17 protein-coding genes are annotated in these 16,487 nt (G+C 67.4%); 9 read left to right on the forward strand and 8 right to left on the reverse strand.

Annotated elements, in window-relative coordinates:
- Positions 1-33: 33 nt before the first annotated feature.
- The 5 genes from AC5P9L_RS02220 to AC5P9L_RS02240 all read right to left on the reverse strand — a co-directional run bounded on the left by AC5P9L_RS02220 (position 34) and on the right by AC5P9L_RS02240 (position 4,820).
- On the reverse strand, positions 34-783 hold the full coding sequence (locus AC5P9L_RS02220) for a cytochrome c1 (protein ID WP_005408841.1): 750 nt from the start codon (positions 781-783) through the stop codon (positions 34-36).
- On the reverse strand, positions 776-2,035 hold the full coding sequence (locus AC5P9L_RS02225) for a cytochrome b (RefSeq protein WP_005408840.1): 1,260 nt from the start codon (positions 2,033-2,035) through the stop codon (positions 776-778). The genes AC5P9L_RS02220 and AC5P9L_RS02225 overlap by 8 nt, the downstream gene beginning before the upstream one ends.
- Positions 2,035-2,655 carry a ubiquinol-cytochrome c reductase iron-sulfur subunit gene (petA, locus tag AC5P9L_RS02230; protein WP_004151998.1) on the reverse strand — a complete coding sequence of 207 codons (621 nt, stop codon included), beginning with the start codon at positions 2,653-2,655 and terminating at the stop codon, positions 2,035-2,037. Before petA ends, AC5P9L_RS02225 begins: the two co-directional genes overlap by 1 nt.
- 229 nt (positions 2,656-2,884) lie before the next feature.
- Entirely contained in the window at positions 2,885-3,805 is a 921-nt protein-coding gene (locus AC5P9L_RS02235; protein WP_049395455.1) for a lytic transglycosylase domain-containing protein, read from the reverse strand.
- Positions 3,806-3,851: 46 nt separating this feature from the next.
- Positions 3,852-4,820: a helix-turn-helix transcriptional regulator gene (locus AC5P9L_RS02240; RefSeq protein WP_033834738.1), complete on the reverse strand. Its 969-nt coding sequence runs from the start codon at positions 4,818-4,820 to the stop codon at positions 3,852-3,854.
- Positions 4,821-4,900: 80 nt separating this feature from the next.
- Between AC5P9L_RS02240 and AC5P9L_RS02245 the strand changes: the two genes are divergently transcribed.
- Both AC5P9L_RS02245 and miaB read left to right on the forward strand, forming a co-directional pair.
- A complete protein-coding gene (locus AC5P9L_RS02245) occupies positions 4,901-5,521 on the forward strand; it encodes a glutathione S-transferase family protein (RefSeq protein ID WP_005408837.1) in 621 nt (206 codons plus the stop codon).
- Positions 5,522-5,669: 148 nt separating this feature from the next.
- Positions 5,670-7,088 (forward strand): tRNA (N6-isopentenyl adenosine(37)-C2)-methylthiotransferase MiaB, encoded by a 1,419-nt coding sequence (gene miaB / locus AC5P9L_RS02250; RefSeq protein ID WP_005408836.1) that lies wholly within the window; start codon positions 5,670-5,672, stop codon positions 7,086-7,088.
- Positions 7,089-7,406: 318 nt separating this feature from the next.
- Here miaB and AC5P9L_RS02255 read toward each other — a convergent pair whose 3' ends face one another.
- Genes AC5P9L_RS02255 through AC5P9L_RS02265 form a run of 3 tightly spaced genes read right to left on the reverse strand, consistent with a single transcriptional unit; the run spans position 7,407 to position 10,416 of the window.
- Complete coding sequence (locus AC5P9L_RS02255; protein ID WP_109337214.1) at positions 7,407-8,519, reverse strand: ABC transporter permease; 1,113 nt, start codon at positions 8,517-8,519, stop codon at positions 7,407-7,409.
- Positions 8,516-9,439 (reverse strand): ABC transporter ATP-binding protein, encoded by a 924-nt coding sequence (locus AC5P9L_RS02260; protein ID WP_109337215.1) that lies wholly within the window; start codon positions 9,437-9,439, stop codon positions 8,516-8,518. Before AC5P9L_RS02260 ends, AC5P9L_RS02255 begins: the two co-directional genes overlap by 4 nt.
- A gap of 20 nt (positions 9,440-9,459) precedes the next feature.
- Positions 9,460-10,416 carry an HlyD family secretion protein gene (locus AC5P9L_RS02265; protein ID WP_049396220.1) on the reverse strand — a complete coding sequence of 319 codons (957 nt, stop codon included), beginning with the start codon at positions 10,414-10,416 and terminating at the stop codon, positions 9,460-9,462.
- Positions 10,417-10,897: 481 nt separating this feature from the next.
- Here AC5P9L_RS02265 and AC5P9L_RS02270 point away from each other — a divergent pair, with 481 nt between their 5' ends.
- The 7 genes from AC5P9L_RS02270 (at position 10,898) to AC5P9L_RS02300 (ending at position 16,487) form a co-directional block, all read left to right on the forward strand.
- A complete protein-coding gene (locus AC5P9L_RS02270) occupies positions 10,898-11,884 on the forward strand; it encodes a PhoH family protein (protein ID WP_033834734.1) in 987 nt (328 codons plus the stop codon).
- On the forward strand, positions 11,881-12,366 hold the full coding sequence (gene ybeY, locus AC5P9L_RS02275) for an rRNA maturation RNase YbeY (protein ID WP_032966554.1): 486 nt from the start codon (positions 11,881-11,883) through the stop codon (positions 12,364-12,366). Before AC5P9L_RS02270 ends, ybeY begins: the two co-directional genes overlap by 4 nt.
- Positions 12,367-12,414: 48 nt before the next feature.
- Positions 12,415-13,023: a hypothetical protein gene (locus AC5P9L_RS02280; RefSeq protein ID WP_049402731.1), complete on the forward strand. Its 609-nt coding sequence runs from the start codon at positions 12,415-12,417 to the stop codon at positions 13,021-13,023.
- A gap of 75 nt (positions 13,024-13,098) precedes the next feature.
- Positions 13,099-13,707, forward strand: a complete 609-nt coding sequence (locus tag AC5P9L_RS02285) for a hypothetical protein (protein ID WP_114618479.1) — start codon at positions 13,099-13,101, stop codon at positions 13,705-13,707.
- Complete coding sequence (locus tag AC5P9L_RS02290) at positions 13,707-14,294, forward strand: hypothetical protein (protein ID WP_172711786.1); 588 nt, start codon at positions 13,707-13,709, stop codon at positions 14,292-14,294. The genes AC5P9L_RS02285 and AC5P9L_RS02290 overlap by 1 nt, the downstream gene beginning before the upstream one ends.
- 64 nt (positions 14,295-14,358) lie before the next feature.
- Entirely contained in the window at positions 14,359-15,240 is an 882-nt protein-coding gene (locus AC5P9L_RS02295) for a CorC family transporter (RefSeq protein WP_005408827.1), read from the forward strand.
- Positions 15,237-16,487, forward strand: a complete 1,251-nt coding sequence (locus AC5P9L_RS02300; protein ID WP_060380905.1) for a lipoprotein N-acyltransferase Lnb domain-containing protein — start codon at positions 15,237-15,239, stop codon at positions 16,485-16,487. Before AC5P9L_RS02295 ends, AC5P9L_RS02300 begins: the two co-directional genes overlap by 4 nt.

Raw genomic sequence — 16,487 nt, forward strand, 5'->3', positions numbered from 1 at the left:
GCCAATAGGCCCGTGCGATGGCCGGCGGCAGATTCAGTGAACGTCCTTCCAGTATTCCTTCTTCAGCAGGTACAGCAGGAAGGTGAGCAGGGCCAGGAACAGGATCACCCACACGCCCAGCTGCTGGCGCTTGAGCGCGGCCGGTTCGCCGGCATACTCGAGGAAGTTGGTGATGTCCCGCACCGCCTGGTCGTACTGCCCGGCATCAACCGAACCCGGCGTTTCGATCTTCAGGCCGGTCACCGGCGGGTCCATGCCGGGCGCTTCCGCCTTGCCATGGACCGCATGCTGCAGGCCCTGCATCTCCCACAGCGGGTTGGGCATGGAGGCATTGGCGAACAGCGCGTTGTTCCAGCCCAGCGGCCGGCTGCTGTCCAGATAGAACGACTTGAGGTAGGTGTAGACCCAGTCACTGCCCCGCACGCGCGCGATCAGGCTGAGATCGGGCGGCATCTTGCCGAACCACTTCTCCGCGTTCTCCTTGGGCATCGCCACCGGGATCGGGTCGCCGATCGCCGAGCCGGTGAAGTTGAGGTTGTTCATCACCTCTTCCTCGGTCAGGCCCAGGTCCTGCGCCATCCGCGAATAGCGCAGGTACTTCAGCGCGTGGCAGCCGGAGCAGTAGTTCATGTACAGCTGCGCGCCGCGCTGCAGCGAAGCGCGGTCGCCCAGATCGTTGCCGGCCTGCAGCAGCTTGGTGCCACCTTCGGCGGCGGAGGCCAGGAAACTGCCCAGCATCAGGGTGGCCGTCAGGGCCAACCGGACCATCCAGCGATCAGTCATGGGTGGTCACCCTCTCCGGTACCGGCTTGGTCTTGTCCAACCGTGTCCATAGCGGCATGGTGATGAAGAACGCGAAGTACAGGAAGGTCAGCACCCGCCCGATGTAGGTCTCGTGCACGTCGGTGCCCGGGCCGGAACCAATCACGCCCAGCCACACGAAGCACACCGCCAGCACGCCCAGCATCACCTTCGAGATCCAGCCGCGGTAGCGCACCGACTTCACCCTGGCCTTGTCCAGCCACGGCACCAGGAACAGGATCGCAATGGCCGAGAACATCACCAGCACGCCACCGAGCTTGTTCGGCACCACGCGCAACATCGCGTAGTAAGGCGTGTAGTACCAGACCGGCTTGATGTGTTCCGGGGTCACCAGGCGGTTGGCCTCGGTGAAGTTGTCGTGCTCCAGGAACAGGCCGCCGAAACCGGGCGCGAAGAAGATGATGAAGGCGGCGATGATCAGCAGGAAACCGGCGCCGACGCCATCCTTGAGCGTGTAGTACGGGTGGAACGGAATGCCATCGGCCGGTGCGTTCGGCGACCAGCGGTTGCCCTTCGGCCCCTTCTTGATCTCCACGCCATCGGGGTTGTTCGAACCCACTTCGTGCAGCGCGCCCAGGTGCAGTACCACCAGCAGCAACAGCACCAGCGGCAGAGCGATGACATGCAGCGCGAAGAAACGGTTGAGCGTGGCGTCACTGGGCAGGTAATCGCCCATGATCCATTCGGTCAGGCCGTTGCCGATCACCGGTATCGCGCCGAACAGCGAGATGATCACCTTGGCGCCCCAGAACGACATCTGGCCCCACGGCAGCACGTAGCCCATGAAGGCTTCGGCCATCAACACCAGGTAGATCAGCATGCCGAGGATCCACACCAGCTCGCGCGGCTTCTGGTAACTGCCGTACAGCAGGCCACGGAACATGTGCAGGTAGACCACGATGAAGAACAGCGAGGCACCGGTGGAGTGCATGTAGCGGATCAGCCAGCCCCACTCCACATCGCGCATGATGTATTCGATGGAGCCGAACGCCTCGGCGGCGCTGGTCTTGTAGTGCATCGTCAGGAAGATGCCGGTGACGATCTGGTTGACCAGCACCAGCAGCGCCAGCGAACCGAAGTAGTACCAGATGTTGAAGTTCTTCGGCGCGTAGTACTCGCTGACGTGCTTCCGGTAGACCGGCATCAGGCCGGGCGCGCGGGCGTTGACCCAGTCGGCCACGCCGCTGGCGGTACGGCTGAGGATATTGGCCATCAGGCAGCCCCCTGCGGATCGACACCGATGATGATGGTGTTGTCGTCCTGGTAATGGTGCGCGGGCACCTTCAGGTTGATCGGCGCCGGCACGTCCTTGAAGACGCGTCCGGACATGTCGAAGCGCGACTTGTGGCACGGGCAGAAGTAACCGCCCTTCCACTGCGGGTCGTAGGGCTCAGGCCGGATTTCGGCGACCATTTCCGGCGAGCAGCCCAGGTGCGTGCACAGGCCGACCAGTACGGAGATATCCGGCTTGATCGAGCGCAGTTCGGGGTTCTGCTTCAGCACGTAGTCCGGCTGCTGGTCCTTCTCGCCGGACTCGGGGTCCTTGAGACGGCCGTCCAGCCCGTGCAGCGCATCGAGGATGGCCTTGGACCGCTTGACGATCCAGATCGGCTGGCCACGCCATTCCACGATCAGGCGTTGACCTTCCTGCAGGGCGCTGATGTCGGCCACCACCGGTGCGCCGGCAAGCTTGGCGCGGGCACTGGGGTTCCAGGATTTGATGAAAGGAACTGCGGTGAATCCGACGCCGACGGCGCCCACCACGGCTGTGGTGGCAGAAAGAAAACGCCGACGTCCGGTGTTGACTGGATCGTGTACCCCATCGTTGGCCATCCGGCACTCCGATATTGATTAGGTAGCTTTAAGGCTGCCAGCGGATCCGGTGGGGGCCAGAGCCGCATTGAATCACGGTCGAGTGTAGCGGAACCGTCGCGCGCCACACAACGCATTGCAACAACATTGATTGCGGGGTTGCCGGCCAGCGGCCGGCACTACCTTTCAAAGGAGTGCCGACCAACGGTCGACACCTACCGTTCAAGGAGTACCGGCCAACGGTCGGCGCCTACTGGTGACTCAGGGCGGTGCGGTAACGTTCGGCCAGCTGCCCGACCCGGCGCACGTAGTACTGGGTCTCGCTGTAGGGCGGCACGCCACCGTGGCGGTCGACCGCGCCTTCGCCAGCGTTGTAGCCGGCTGCGGCAAGGGTCAGGTCGCCATTGAAGCGTTTCAGCAACCACGCAAGATACTGCACGCCGCCACGGATGTTCTGCCCGGCGTCATAGGAATCGCTTACGCCGAAGCGCGCGGCGGTCGGCGGCATCAGCTGCATCAGGCCCTGCGCGCCAGCACGGCTGAGCGCGGTCGGGTTGTAGGCCGACTCGGCATGGATGATGGCGCGCACCACCGCCTCCTCCACGCCGAACTCGCGCGCGGCCGAGGTGATCTCGGCCTGGAAGGCCGAGGTGTTCAGTCGCACGGTGCCGAAGTCCACGCGTGGATTGACCCCGCAGGCATAGCAGCGCTCCATGAAGCTGTAGCGGATGGTCCGGACCGGGCCGAGGCTGGCCACCTGTGCCGGGCGCGCACTGGTGTAGTGGCGCACGCCATCCTTCATGAAGGAATACACCTGGCCACTGACCATGCGCCCGCTGCGCGAGGCGACCGGCTGTGCGGGACCGGATGCCGGCACGGACGCAGGCGCGACCGTTGCCGGCGCTGCGGCACTCGCAGCAACGGCCACCGGGTTGCGTTCGATGCTGGCCACCGTTGTCGGTGCCGGCCTGGGCGCGGCCACCACCGGTCGAGGTGCCGGGCGGGTGTCACGGGTGTAGCTGATGGTGCTGCAGCGCGCGCCGGCCACCCGCTTGCTCACATAACTGGTGACGCCGTCAGCGCCCTGGCACTTGTACAGGGTTCCAGCGCTGGCCGGCGCAGCGGTCAGCGCAGCGATGATGATCGCCGTTGTCCCCAGTATCCCCTTCATGGCGGCGAGTGTCCCAGCTTCGCCGGGGCTTGCCAAGCGACGTGGCTCAGCCTGTGACCGGCGGCACAGCCAGCAGCTGGCCGAGGCCCGCCAGGCGCTGCGCCAGTTCGTCGCGCAGGCCCGGCGGGGTGGTCCAAAGCGCCACGGGTAGGCGGTCCAGGCTGAGAATCTGCGCCAGCATCATGCCGCGGCTCTCGGCGCCCATGCGCAGCAGGCAGTGGTCGGGGCCATCCGCTTCCAGTACTCCACACCACGGCGGGATGCGGCCTTCCAGCTCGGAATGGCTGCCGGACAGGCGGAGGATGGCCTGCAGCGCGAACGGCGCCTGGCTGACCGCCTGCCGCACCATCACATCGGGCGGCGCCGGGGTGCGCCGGTGCAGGCCCGGCCCGGCGCACTCACGTACGGCGCCCATGCGGTCCACGCGCAGGGTGCGCCAGTCCTGCCGCCCCAGGTCCCAGGCAAGCAGATACCAGCGTCGCCCGTAGTTGACTAGGTGCTGGGCCTCGACCTCGCGCTGGGTGACGGCTTCCTGCGCGCTGCGGTATTCGAAGGCCAGCCGTGACGCCTGTCGGCAGTGCTGGGCCAGCCGCCCGAGCAGGCGTGCGTCGGTGGACGGAAGGTCGGACAGGGTGGCCGTCGCTGCATGCACCTCGCCGGCCTGCTGGCGACGACGGGTCGGCACCAGCGGATCGAGCTTGGACAACAGGCCACGCGCGGTGTCGTCGATCCCGGCAACGGTGGCCGAGGCTGCGCGCAGGGCGATGGCCAGGGTGGTCGCCTCCTCCTCGTCCAGCAGCATCGGCAGCACCGGGGCCCCGGCCCCCAACTGGTAGCCGCCGCCGACCCCGGACGAGGCCTGCACCGGATAGCCCAGCTCGCGCAGGCGCTCGATATCACGGCGGATGCTGCGCCGGTCCACGCCCATGCGCTCGGCCAGCTCGGCCCCGGACCACTGGCGGCGGGCCTGCAGCAGGGCGATCAGGCGCAGCAGACGATGGGCGGTATGGCGCATGAAGGATCGAGGACAGAAGTCGTCCGCAATAGTGCCCCAGGATGGCCTCCAGTTCACCACCCACCGCAAGGAGCAATGCCATGAATTCACGCCAGATCACCCTGTACCACGCCGCCCGTTCCCGCTCGAGCGGCGCCGTGGCCCTGCTCGAAGCGCTGGGTGCCGACTACCGCATGCAGGTGCTGGACCTGAAAGCCGGCGCCAACCTGGCCCCGGCCTACCTGGCTATCAACCCGATGGGCAAGGTGCCGGCCATCGTCCACAACGGCGCACTGGTGACCGAGCAGGTGGCGATCTACCTGTACCTGGCCGACCTGTATCCGGAAGCCGGGCTGGCGCCGCCGATCGGTGACGCCCTGCGCGGGCCCTATCTGCGCTGGATGGCCTTCTATGGCGCCTGTTTCGAGCCGGCGATGATCGACAAGGCGATGCACCGCGAGCCGCCGCCGCGCCTGATGTCGCCGTACAACGATGCCGAGACCGTGCTGCAGGTGGTCGAGGCCCAGCTGGCGCAGGGCCCGTACCTGCTGGGCGAGGTCATGAGCGCCGCCGACGTGCTGTGGGGCAATGCACTGGCGTGGACCACGGCCTTTGGCCTGGTACAGCCGGCGCCGGCCACGGCTGACTACATCGCACGGATGAGCGCGATGACCGCGTTCGACCGTTCGCGGCAGATCGATGCGGAGCTGGCGGCGGCGTAAGGGCGCCCGCCGGGCACCGCCCGGCGCTACCGGGGCCGGCGGGATGCGGGTAGCGCGGGGCCGTGCCCCGCGAGCGCACAGCGCGGCGTACGCGCCGGGATGCAGGTAGAATTGCCGGCTTTCCCGCCACCCGAATGGATTAAGCGCCATGACCGGGACGCCAGACGTCTTTCCGCCCGCCCCGCCGGGCGGTGCCCCGCTCGTTGCCCTGCCCGCCGGTCCGCGCAAGCCCGACCAGGTGAAAGGCAAGCTGTACATCAAGACCCACGGTTGCCAGATGAACGAGTACGACTCGGCCAAGATGGCCGACGTGCTCGCCGCCAGCGATGGCCTGGAACTGACCGATACCCCGGAAGACGCCGACGTCATCCTGGTCAACACCTGTTCCATCCGCGAGAAGGCGCAGGAGAAGGTGTTCAGCCAGCTGGGCGTCTGGAAGGGCCTGAAGAACAAGGGCCGCGAGGTCATCATCGGCGTGGGCGGCTGCGTTGCCTCGCAGGAAGGCGAGGCGATCATCAAGCGTGCGCCGTTCGTGGACCTTGTGTTCGGCCCGCAGACCCTGCACCGGCTGCCGGAGCTGATCCGCGCCCGCCGCGAGCAGAAGCGCCCGCAGGTGGACATCAGCTTCCCCGAGATCGAGAAGTTCGACCGCCTGCCGGAACCGCGTGCCGAAGGCGCTTCGGCGTTCGTGTCGATCATGGAAGGCTGCTCGAAGTACTGCTCGTTCTGCGTGGTGCCCTACACCCGCGGCACCGAAGTCAGCCGCCCGTTCGAGGACGTGGTGGTGGAAGTGGCGCAGCTGGCCGCGCAGGGCGTGCGCGAAATCAACCTGCTCGGGCAGAACGTCAATGCCTATCGCGGCCCCTATGGAGATGGCGAGTTCGCCGATCTCGGCCTGCTGATCCGGACCATCGCCGAGATCGACGGCGTCGGCCGCATCCGCTTCACCACCTCGCACCCGCTGGAGTTCAGCGACTCGCTGATCGATGCGTTCCGCGACGTGCCGCAGCTGGCCAACTTCCTGCACCTGCCGGTGCAGGCCGGCAGCGACCGCGTACTGTCGGCGATGAAGCGCGGCTATACCGCGCTGGAATTCAAGTCGAAGATCCGCAAGCTGCGCGCGGTGCGCCCGGACATCTCGATCAGCTCGGACTTCATCGTCGGCTTCCCCGGCGAAACCGATGCCGATTTCGAGAAGACCATGAAGCTGATCGAGGACATCGGCTTCGACCACAGCTTCTCCTTCATCTATTCGCGCCGCCCGGGGACCCCGGCGGCCGACCTGGAGGACACGATCAGCGATGCCGAGAAGCACGCGCGCCTGTCGCGCCTGCAGGAGCGCATCAATGCGCACGCCGCCGGCATCTCCGAGAAGATGGTCGGCACCGTGCAGACCGTGCTGGTGGAAGGCCCTTCGCGCAAGAACCCGAACGAACTGACCGGCAAGACCGAGAACATGCGTTCGGTGAACTTCCCGGCGCCGGCGCGGCTGATCGGCCAGTTCGTGGATGTGGTGATCACCGAGGCGCTGACCAATTCGCTGCGCGCGCGCGTGGTGGCGGAATAAAGTGCGCCGACCAACGGTCGGCACCCACCGAATTGATGCCGGCCAACGGTCGGCACCCACCGAATTAATGCCGGCCGGCGGCCGGCACCCACCGAATTGATGCCGACCAACGGTCGGCACCCACCGGAGTTGATGCCGGCCAACGGTCGGCACCTGCCGAATTGATGCCGACCAACGGTCGGCACCCACCGAATTGATGCCGACCAACGGTCGGCACCCACCGAATTGATGCCGACCAACGGTCGGCACCTACCAGGGTGGATGCCGACCAACGGTCGGCACCTACCAGGGTGGATGCCGACCGTTGGTCGGCATGCCTCAATCCAAACGCTTGCGGAAACGCAGGATCGCCAGGGTCATCATCACCGCGATGAAGGCCAGCAGCGCCAGCGCGTCGTGCCACAGCTCCCACAGCGAGGCGCCGCGCAGCATGATGCCGCGCACGAGGCGCAGGAAGTGGGTCAGCGGCAGTACTTCGGCCAGCCATTGCACCGGCCGCGGCATGCCCGCGAACGGGAACATGAAGCCCGACAGCAGGATCGACGGCAGGAACAGGAACAGGGTCATCTGCATCGCCTGGAACTGCGAGCGCGCGCGCGTGGAAATCAGCAGCCCCAGTGCGAGGTTGGCCAGCACCAGCAGCACCGCGGCCAGGTAGATGTCCAGCAGCCTGCCGCGAATGGGCACCTGGAACAGCCAGGTGCCCAGCACCAGCACCAGCGTGGTCTGCAGCAGGCCGATGGCTGCATAGGGCAGCACCTTGCCCACCATCAGTTCGCTGCGCGACACCGGCGTGGCGATCAGCAGCTCCATGTTGCCGCGCTCGCGTTCACGCACCACCGCCACCGCCGTGAACATCACCAGGGTCATGGTCAGGATCACCCCGATCAGGCCTGGCACGATGTTCACCGCCGAACGCCGCTGCGGGTTGTAGAAGCTGGTCACGCTGATTGGACCACCGGCGATGCTGCCTTCGCGCAGCGGCCGCGTGTTGCTGGTCGGTCGCGTCTCCAGCGGCACCTGCGCCAGCTGGATCGCCGCGCTCTGCACCACGGTGTCGCTGCCATCAACCAGTACCTGCACCGCCTCGCGTCCATCGAAGCGACGGCGCTCGAAGTCGGCCGGCACCACGATGCCGACACTGATCTCGCCACGCCGCAGCGCCCGCATCAGCTGGTCGGGCGTATAGGCTTCGCTGCGCGGCGTGATCACGCCGGTGGCGACCATGTCCTGCACCAGCGCGCGTGACGCCGCACTGTTGGCCTGGTCGGCGACACCGGCGTCGAGGTGGCGCAGGTTGAGATTGATCGCGTAGCCGAACAGCAGCAGCTGCATCACCGGAATGCCGACGATCATCGCCAGCGTGATGCGGTCGCGGCGCAGCTGGCGCAATTCCTTGAGCATGATCGCCCACAGCCGGCGCAGGTTCATGCCGCTGGCTCCCGGCCACGGCCGCGGGTGGCGGCGACGAAGACGTCTTCCAGGTTCGGCGCCACCGCCTCGATGCGGGCCTGCGGATCGGCGCTGGCCAGCGCGCGCCGCAACGCTGGCGCATCGGCGGCCGCCTCGCTGCACAGCACGCGCAGCTGCGTGCCGATCTGTGCCACGCTCAGCACGCCGGGCAGCTCAGACAACGCGCGGCTGGCCTGCCGCGGCTGCGCCGACGTGACCTGCAGCGTGCGGCCGTCCAGCCGTGCACACAGTTCGGCCGGCGTGCCATCGGCGACCAGCGCGCCTCGATCGAGGATCGCCAGCCGGTGGCAGCGCTCGGCTTCGTCCATGTAGTGGGTCGATACCAGCACGGTGGTACCGGCGTCGGCAAGTTCAAACAGGGCCTCCCAGAAATCGCGGCGTGACTCCGGGTCGACCGCGCTGGTCGGCTCGTCCAGGAACAACAGCTCGGGCGCGTGCACGACGGCGCCGGCCAGCGCCAGGCGCTGCTTCTGGCCACCACTGAGGGTGCCGGCCAGCTGCGGCTGCCGGTCCAGGAGACGGTACTGCTGCAGCAGTTCGTCGACCCGCTGCCGGGCCCGCGTACGCGGCAGGTCCTGGATGGCGGCGAGGAATTCCAGGTTCTCGCGCACCGAAAGGTCTTCATACAACGAGAAGCGCTGGGTCATGTAGCCGATGCGCCGGCGCAGTGCCTCGGCCTGCTCCGGCACGGCCAGGCCGAGCACCTCGATCTGGCCGGCGCCCGGTTCCAGCAGGCCGCACAGCATGCGGATGGTGGTTGACTTGCCCGACCCGTTCGGGCCCAGGAAGCCATAGACCTGGCCACGCGGCACGATCAGGTCGACATTGTCCACGGCCAGCAGATCGCCGAAGCGGCGGGTCAGGCCCTGGGCATGCACCGCGATGTCGTTGCCGGTGTTCAGAAGCTCACCTGCACCGGCATTCCCGCCGGCAGCTTCTGCATGTCGGAGGGAGCGTCCACTTCGATCTCGGCGAGGTAGCTCAGGCGCGCGACGTCGTCACCGGTCAGTGCGTAGTACGGAGTAAATGAAGGCTCGCTGCGGATCGAGCGCACATGCCCCTTCAACGCAGTGCCTTGCCCTTCCAGGTGCACCTGCGCGACCTGCCCGACCTTGACCTGCAACCGCAATGGCTGCGGCAGGTAGACGCGCGCATAGGGGCGCTCGCCGACCAGCATCACCGCCAGCGGCGCGCCGACCGGCGCCTGGTCGCCCTGCCGGTAAGGCAAGGCATCGACCACGCCGTCGCGCGGCGCACGCAATTGCAGCTTCTGCAGGTTCACGGCCTGCACTGCCTGTTGCGCCTGCGCGGCATCGGCGGCCGCCTGGCCCTGGGCGATATCCTGCACACGGCTGCCGTGCACCCGCTCCAGCCAGGCCTGCTCGGCAGCACGCACGCTGGCCTCGGCATTGCCGGCGGCGGCACGTGCACGATCCAGCTCAGCGGCGGCAATCAAGCGCTGCTGTGCCAACGGCTGGACCCGCCGGTAATAGGCACTTGCTTCGGCAGCCTGTGCGCGCAGCGCGGCCAGTTGCGCCTGGGCCTGCGCGATCTGCTCCTGGCGTGGGCCGATCTTCAGTTCTTCCAGCTGCGCCTGCGCACGCGCCGTATCAGCCTGCGCTGCGGCGAACTGCGCGTCACCGCGGGCCGGGTCGAGCTGCATCAGCACGGCGCCGGCCTTGACCTGCTGTCCCTCGCGCACCTCCACCGTGGCGATCACTTCGGCCGCCGGCGCCGGCACCGTGATCCGGTCCCACTCCAGCGTGCCCAGTGCAGTCGGTGTTGACTGCACACACCCGGCCAGCAGGCCGATGCCCGCCAGTCCGATTCCTCGCATCCCGTTGCCGATGCCCATGCCATCCCCTCCTGCGACGGCGACACGGTGCCATGTGCCCCGTGCACCCTCAATGATTCCGATCAGCCCTGGCGGTTTTTTCGCCACGCGCCGGCACGCCTTTTGCTGCAAGGCTCCGCACCACCTATCCACAGGTTGATTCGGCATCATTCCACAACCGTTGTGGAAATCCGCCAGCGCCCGGCTTTGTTGCTCACCCGGCAACGAAACCTGCACTGTCGTCACGATGAATGCCCCCGTGCAGGCCCCCGCGGCAGTGCTGCCGAAGCGACGAGCGACCATGACGTTTTTTTCACCAGGACCTCATGGGCCTTGTGGCACAAGCATTGCGAAGGTCTATCCACAGGTTTTCGCGCCCCCCGTCCACACCGGGTGTGGAAAACGCTGTATCGACCGTCTGCTGGCCGTGTGCCCCGCACGCGCGCTACCCTTGTCTCCCCTGAATACACTGCGGTGGAAGGCGTCCGCCCCACCCGAAGCAATGAAAAGCATCGAGCATCGAGACTTCACCCTGTCGCCGGAAGACAACGAACGGCTGGCCAACCTGTGTGGCCCGTTCGACGGGCATCTGCGGCAGATCGAACTGAAACTCGGCGTGGAAATCGCCAACCGTGGCTTCGTGTTCCGCATCAGCGGGCCGAACGAAGCCATCGTCGAGGCGCAGAAGCTGGTTGAAGCGCTGTACGCCGAAGCCGGCGAAACCACCTTCGACAACCACGCCATCCACCTGCGCCTGGCGCAGGCCAATGTCGAGCAGATCGCCGAACGCTCCTACGAAGCGCAGGAGGTGGCGATCAAGGTCAAGCGCGGCACGGTACGCGGGCGCGGTGCCAACCAGGCCCGCTACCTGCACCAGATCGCAACCCACGACATCAACTTCGGCATCGGGCCGGCCGGCACCGGCAAGACCTTCCTGGCCGTGGCCAGCGCGGTCGAAGCGCTGAACGAATCGCGGGTGCAGCGGCTGATCCTGGTCCGCCCCGCGGTGGAAGCCGGCGAGAAGCTGGGCTTCCTGCCCGGCGACCTGAGCCAGAAGGTCGATCCCTATCTGCGACCGCTGTACGACGCCCTGTACGAGATGATGGGCGTGGAAAAGGTGGTCAAGCTGCTGGAAAGGAACGTCATCGAGATCGCGCCGCTGGCCTATATGCGCGGCCGCACGCTCAACGATGCGTTCGTGATCCTGGACGAAGCACAGAACACCACCATCGAGCAGATGAAGATGTTCCTGACCCGCCTCGGCTACGGCTCCACCGCGGTGGTCACCGGTGACCTGACCCAGACCGACCTGCCCAAGCACGTGAAGTCGGGCCTGCGCGATGCCATCGATGTGCTGCGCGACGTGGAGGGTGTCAGCTTCACCTTCTTCGAATCCCGCGACGTGGTCCGCCACCCGCTGGTGGCGCGCATCGTCAGCGCCTACGACCGCCGCGACCTGCATCAGATCCAACCTGGAGCAACTCCATGACCCGTGGTCCCGTGCGACTGGACGTCGCCGTCAGTTACGCCCTGCCGCGTGCCGGCCTGCCGGCGGCAGTGAGCTTCCGCAGGTGGGTGGCTGCCGCGCTGAAGGGCCGCATCCGCGAGGCCGACCTGGCCATCCGCGTGGTCGACGCCAAGGAAGGCCAGTCGTTGAACCGCCACTACCGTGGCAAGGACTACGCCACCAACGTGCTCAGCTTCCCGGCCGAAGTGCCCGAAGGCCTGCCCAAGGGCGTCAAGTTCCCGCTGCTCGGCGATCTGGTGATCTGTGCACCGGTCGTAGCGCGGGAGGCCGACGAACAGGGCAAGGCGCTCAACGCCCACTACGCGCACCTGACCGTGCACGGCGTGCTGCACCTGCTCGGCTGGGACCACGAGGACGACAAGGAAGCCGAAGCGATGGAACAGCTGGAACGGGAGATCCTGGCCGAGCTGGGCATCGACGACCCCTACGCGGGCGAGCGCTGACACCGGGCCCTGTTCCGAGCCCACGCACTCACGGAAGAGGAGCGCAGCATGACCCTGCCCGCACTTGTGCTTGCCGCGCTACTGCAGTCCGGGGCAGGCCTGATGCCCGATCCTGACCGTCCCTCACCGTTCCCCGCCAGCGACAGCGAGGCCGACATCGCCGCAAAGATCGCCGAATTACGGGCGTTCTTCGGCAGCAGCGAGCGCGACACCCGCAACATCGTCGCCACTGCCCAGCAACGGGCACTGATCGAGCGCCTGGAAGCGCGGCACGCGGCACGTCTGGCCGGCATCTGGGTGGACAATGCGAGGGGCTGGAACGTTGTCGTGCGACTGACAGGCGCCGCACCCGAGGCCGATGAGACACATCCAGGGGCGGATGGCCCGCAACGTGTGCGCTACATCACCGGCGCCGCGATGACCGAAGCGGAGATGACGCGCCGGCTGCACGCACAGCAGGACTGGCTGCGGGCCCAGCTGCCTGACCTGTTCGGCCATGGCCTGGATGTCAAGACCGGGGAGCTGGAGGTGGAGCTGCGGGATACCCCAGCCAACCGCGCGACGGCGGCGGCCGTGCGTGACCACCTGCAGGCGCGACTGGGCTACCCGGTCAGGCTGCGCTGGTACCCAGCGGCCACGCGCTGGAATCCGCCCTGACTGCGCCACGGCTGGAGTGCCAGCCCATGCGCTGAGCTATTGTTCAACACCGGCCAGGACGCGGAAGGAAAAAGGATGAACCCAGGGAACAGCTTCACGACGTTTGCGATGGCCGCAGGCCTGCTCGCGGGCCTGCTGGTGCTGGGCGCTTACACCTTGCGCCGCATCAGCGCCCGCGACCCCGGCGGCAGGCACTGGCTGCCGCGCAGCCTGGCCCTGCTGTCGCCCGTGTGCCTGCTGGCCGGGCTGGCGATCGGCATGTTCGGCCCGCACCTCACAGGTAGAGCGGAACCCGCCCACCTGCCGGGGCTGTGGGAAACGTCGATGGTGCTGATACTGGTCGGTGCCTTGACCCTGCCAGTGCTGTGGCGAACGCTGCTGCAGCAGTGGCTTGGCAGGCCGGCCAATGCACTCCCGTTCTTCCACGCCAGCCGCACCTCGCTGCTGGTGCTGTTCGTGCTGGCCGTGATCTACATGAAAGTGGCCAGGACAGCCGCGGCGGAACTGATGCCCTGGCTGACCAGCCCGGGCCTGTGGCCGGCGGTGGCGCGCATCGCGGGGCAATCGATGCAGGTCGCCATGCTTGCGGTCGTGCTGACTCTCTCACTGATGGTCGTACGGCGGGCGATGACCGGTTTCCTGCGCCTTATCAGCGGGCTGTTCCGGCGCTCGCCGGGGCTATGATGGCGGCCCCTCGCCTGCGGAAACCGACCGTGTCACTGCGCTGCTGTCTGCCCCTGCTCTGTGCCCTCGCCGCTCCCTCCGCCTTCGCCACCCGCCTGGACCTGCCGGCCCTGATCGAATGCCGCCAGGGCGTGGCCGAGCAGGCCGCGCTGGCGCCGCTGCTGGCCGATCCGCTGAAGGCCGTGGCCCAGGGCCTGCAGCCGCTGCCGCAGGGCAACCAGTTCATGAGCGAGTTCCGGCTGGCCAGCCCGATCACCGTCTTCGGCCAACAGACCGATCGGGTGGCGGTGGCCGGCGCCAGCGTCATGGCCGTCCTCGACCAGGCCGACCCACGCCCGCTGGCCAAACGGCTGGAATTGGAGACCGGCTACGACCAGGACGGCAAGTTCATGGCCGGCCGCGAGCTGGTCAGCCGCGACGTGACCGACCCGAAGACCGGCGAGGCCCAGATCGAGTCGATCATCCTCAGCGTCTCCACCGTGGCCTCCCACCCGGGCAAGACCCTGGCCGGCTGCACCTACAGCCTGGACCTGCCCGAAGAGGCGCCGGCCGCGGCCGCCCCAGCCCCGGCCACCGGCAGTCACTGACAGGCCATCACATCCTGCTAGACTTGGGTCAACGCCCGGCCTGCCGGGTGCCTTTTTTCCAGAGATGTCAGAAGACGACAGTAGTAGCTCCCCTGCGGAGCACAGTGAAAAGAAGCGCGGCTGGCTTGAACGCCTGACCTCCGCCTTCTCCGGCGAACCCCATACCCGCGACGAGCTGGTCGCTGTCCTGCACACCGCGCAGGAAGAGGGTCTGATCGCCGCCGATACCCTGAAGATGATGGAAGGGGCCATTTCGGTGGCCGAGCTGACCGTGGGCGACGTGATGATCTCGCGCTCGCAGATGGTCTCGCTGCCGGTTGAAGCGCCCTTCCTGGAACTGATGAAGCAGGTGGTCGAATCCGGCCATTCACGCTTCCCGGTGCACGGCGAGAACAAGGACGACATCCTTGGCATCCTGCTGGCCAAGGACCTGCTGCGCGGCGTGGTCGCCGACAACGGTCCGGCCAACGTGCGCGAGCTGCTGCGCCCGGCGGTCCTGATCCCGGAAGCGAAGAAGCTCAACGTGCTGCTGAAGGAGTTCCGCCTGTCGCGCAACCACATGGCCATCGTGGTGGACGAGTACGGCGGTGTCGCCGGCCTGGTCACCATCGAGGACGTGCTGGAACAGATCGTCGGCGAGATCGACGATGAGCATGACGAGGCCGAGGATCCCTCGGCGCAGATCGCGATCCAGTCCGACGGCCAGTACGTGGTCGACGCGCTGACCCCGATCGGCGACTTCAACGAGCGTTTCGGCGCGACGTTCTCCGACGAGGACTACGACACCATCGGTGGCCTGGTCACCGAGGCCGTGGGCCACCTGCCGGAAGTCGGTGACGAGCTGGCGCTGGACCGCTTCATGTTCCGCGTGGCCCGCGCCGATGCGCGCCGGGTACAGGCCTTCCACGTGACCGTGCTGCCGCCGGACGCGCAGGACGACGCTTGAAGCGCCGCGGCCTGATCCTCATGGTGTGGCTGGCACTCTACGTGCTGGCCATGGCCCTGCCGCTGGCCGCCTTCGCGCAGCCGGCGCCGGCCACACCTGCCGTGCCCGCGGCCAGCGCTGAAGCCCCTGCTCCGCGCATCGGCGTGGTGACCATGCAGCCGGGCACGGTGTTCTTCGAACGCTTCGGCCATGACGCCATCGTGGTGGTCGATCCGCTCAGCGGTGAAGCGACCTCGTACAACTTCGGCTACTTCGATCCGTCCGAGGACGATTTCATCAGCCGCTTCGCGCGCGGCGACATGATGTACTACCTGGTGGCGCTGCCGCTGCAGCAGGACCTGTCGTACTACGACGAGACCGGCCGTGGCGCCAGCGTGCAATGGCTGGACCTGCGCCCGGACCAGGCGCGCTCGCTGGCCGCCGGCCTGGCCGAGCGGGCCAAGCCGGAAAACGCGCGTTACCACTACGATTACTACACCGCCAACTGCGCCACGATGGTGCGCGACACGCTGGACAAGGCGCTCGGCGGCGGCCTGCAGTCGCAGCTGTCGGGGCGCTCGCGTGGCAACACCTATCGCAGTGAATCGGTCCGTCTGGCCTCGCCGGCACCATGGATGTGGCTGGGCTTCGATGTAGGCCTCGGACCGTTCGCCGACCAGCCGCTGTCGCGCTGGCAGGAAGCGTTCGTTCCGATGCGCCTGGCCGATGCCCTGCGCCAGGCACGCAACAGCGATGGCCGGCCGCTGGTGCAGTCCGAACAGGAACTGTTGCCGCACCGTATCGATCCGGAGCCGAAGGAGTTCGCACGCCGCTGGTGGCCGTGGCTGCTATGTGGCCTGGTGATCGCCGCTGGCGTGCTGGCGCTGCGCAACCGCCCGCGCCTGCTGGCCGGGCTGGCCCTGCCGTTCTGGCTGCTGTGCGCCCTGTTCGGTGGCGTGCTGGTGTTCCTGTGGGGCTTCAGCATCCACTACGCCGCATGGGCCAACCGCAACCTGCTGCTGCTTTCGCCACTGGCCGTGCTGCTGCTGCCGGGCGCGATCGCACTGCTGCGCCGGCGCGTGCCGGGACCCATGTTCAGGATCGTGCTGTGGCTGCTGGCGGTACAGGCGGTGGCCGCGCTGGTGCTGCACTGGCTGAGCCTGCAGGCGCAGTACAACGTGCAGTGGATCGTGCTGCTGCTGCCGGTGCACGTGGCACTGGCGTGGGTGCTGGCGCGTCGTCCTCACTTGTCCGAAACACGGCCCTGA

Source organism: Stenotrophomonas sp. YJH_SMC_64 (assembly GCF_059371375.1).

Excerpts from the sequence above, each read along its gene's own strand:
- AC5P9L_RS02225 (WP_005408840.1), bottom strand. The coding sequence starts at position 2,035 with ATGGCCAATATCCTCAGCCGTACCGCCAGCGGCGTGGCCGACTGGGTC.
- AC5P9L_RS02220 (WP_005408841.1), bottom strand. The coding sequence starts at position 783 with ATGACTGATCGCTGGATGGTCCGGTTGGCCCTGACGGCCACCCTGATG.
- AC5P9L_RS02265 (WP_049396220.1), bottom strand. The coding sequence starts at position 10,416 with ATGGGCATCGGCAACGGGATGCGAGGAATCGGACTGGCGGGCATCGGC.
- AC5P9L_RS02240 (WP_033834738.1), bottom strand. The coding sequence starts at position 4,820 with ATGCGCCATACCGCCCATCGTCTGCTGCGCCTGATCGCCCTGCTGCAG.
- AC5P9L_RS02285 (WP_114618479.1), top strand. The coding sequence starts at position 13,099 with ATGAACCCAGGGAACAGCTTCACGACGTTTGCGATGGCCGCAGGCCTG.
- AC5P9L_RS02290 (WP_172711786.1), top strand. The coding sequence starts at position 13,707 with ATGGCGGCCCCTCGCCTGCGGAAACCGACCGTGTCACTGCGCTGCTGT.
- petA (WP_004151998.1), bottom strand. The coding sequence starts at position 2,655 with ATGGCCAACGATGGGGTACACGATCCAGTCAACACCGGACGTCGGCGT.
- AC5P9L_RS02280 (WP_049402731.1), top strand. The coding sequence starts at position 12,415 with ATGACCCTGCCCGCACTTGTGCTTGCCGCGCTACTGCAGTCCGGGGCA.
- AC5P9L_RS02295 (WP_005408827.1), top strand. The coding sequence starts at position 14,359 with ATGTCAGAAGACGACAGTAGTAGCTCCCCTGCGGAGCACAGTGAAAAG.
- AC5P9L_RS02270 (WP_033834734.1), top strand. The coding sequence starts at position 10,898 with ATGAAAAGCATCGAGCATCGAGACTTCACCCTGTCGCCGGAAGACAAC.
- AC5P9L_RS02235 (WP_049395455.1), bottom strand. The coding sequence starts at position 3,805 with ATGAAGGGGATACTGGGGACAACGGCGATCATCATCGCTGCGCTGACC.
- miaB (WP_005408836.1), top strand. The coding sequence starts at position 5,670 with ATGACCGGGACGCCAGACGTCTTTCCGCCCGCCCCGCCGGGCGGTGCC.
- ybeY (WP_032966554.1), top strand. The coding sequence starts at position 11,881 with ATGACCCGTGGTCCCGTGCGACTGGACGTCGCCGTCAGTTACGCCCTG.
- AC5P9L_RS02245 (WP_005408837.1), top strand. The coding sequence starts at position 4,901 with ATGAATTCACGCCAGATCACCCTGTACCACGCCGCCCGTTCCCGCTCG.
- AC5P9L_RS02255 (WP_109337214.1), bottom strand. The coding sequence starts at position 8,519 with ATGAACCTGCGCCGGCTGTGGGCGATCATGCTCAAGGAATTGCGCCAG.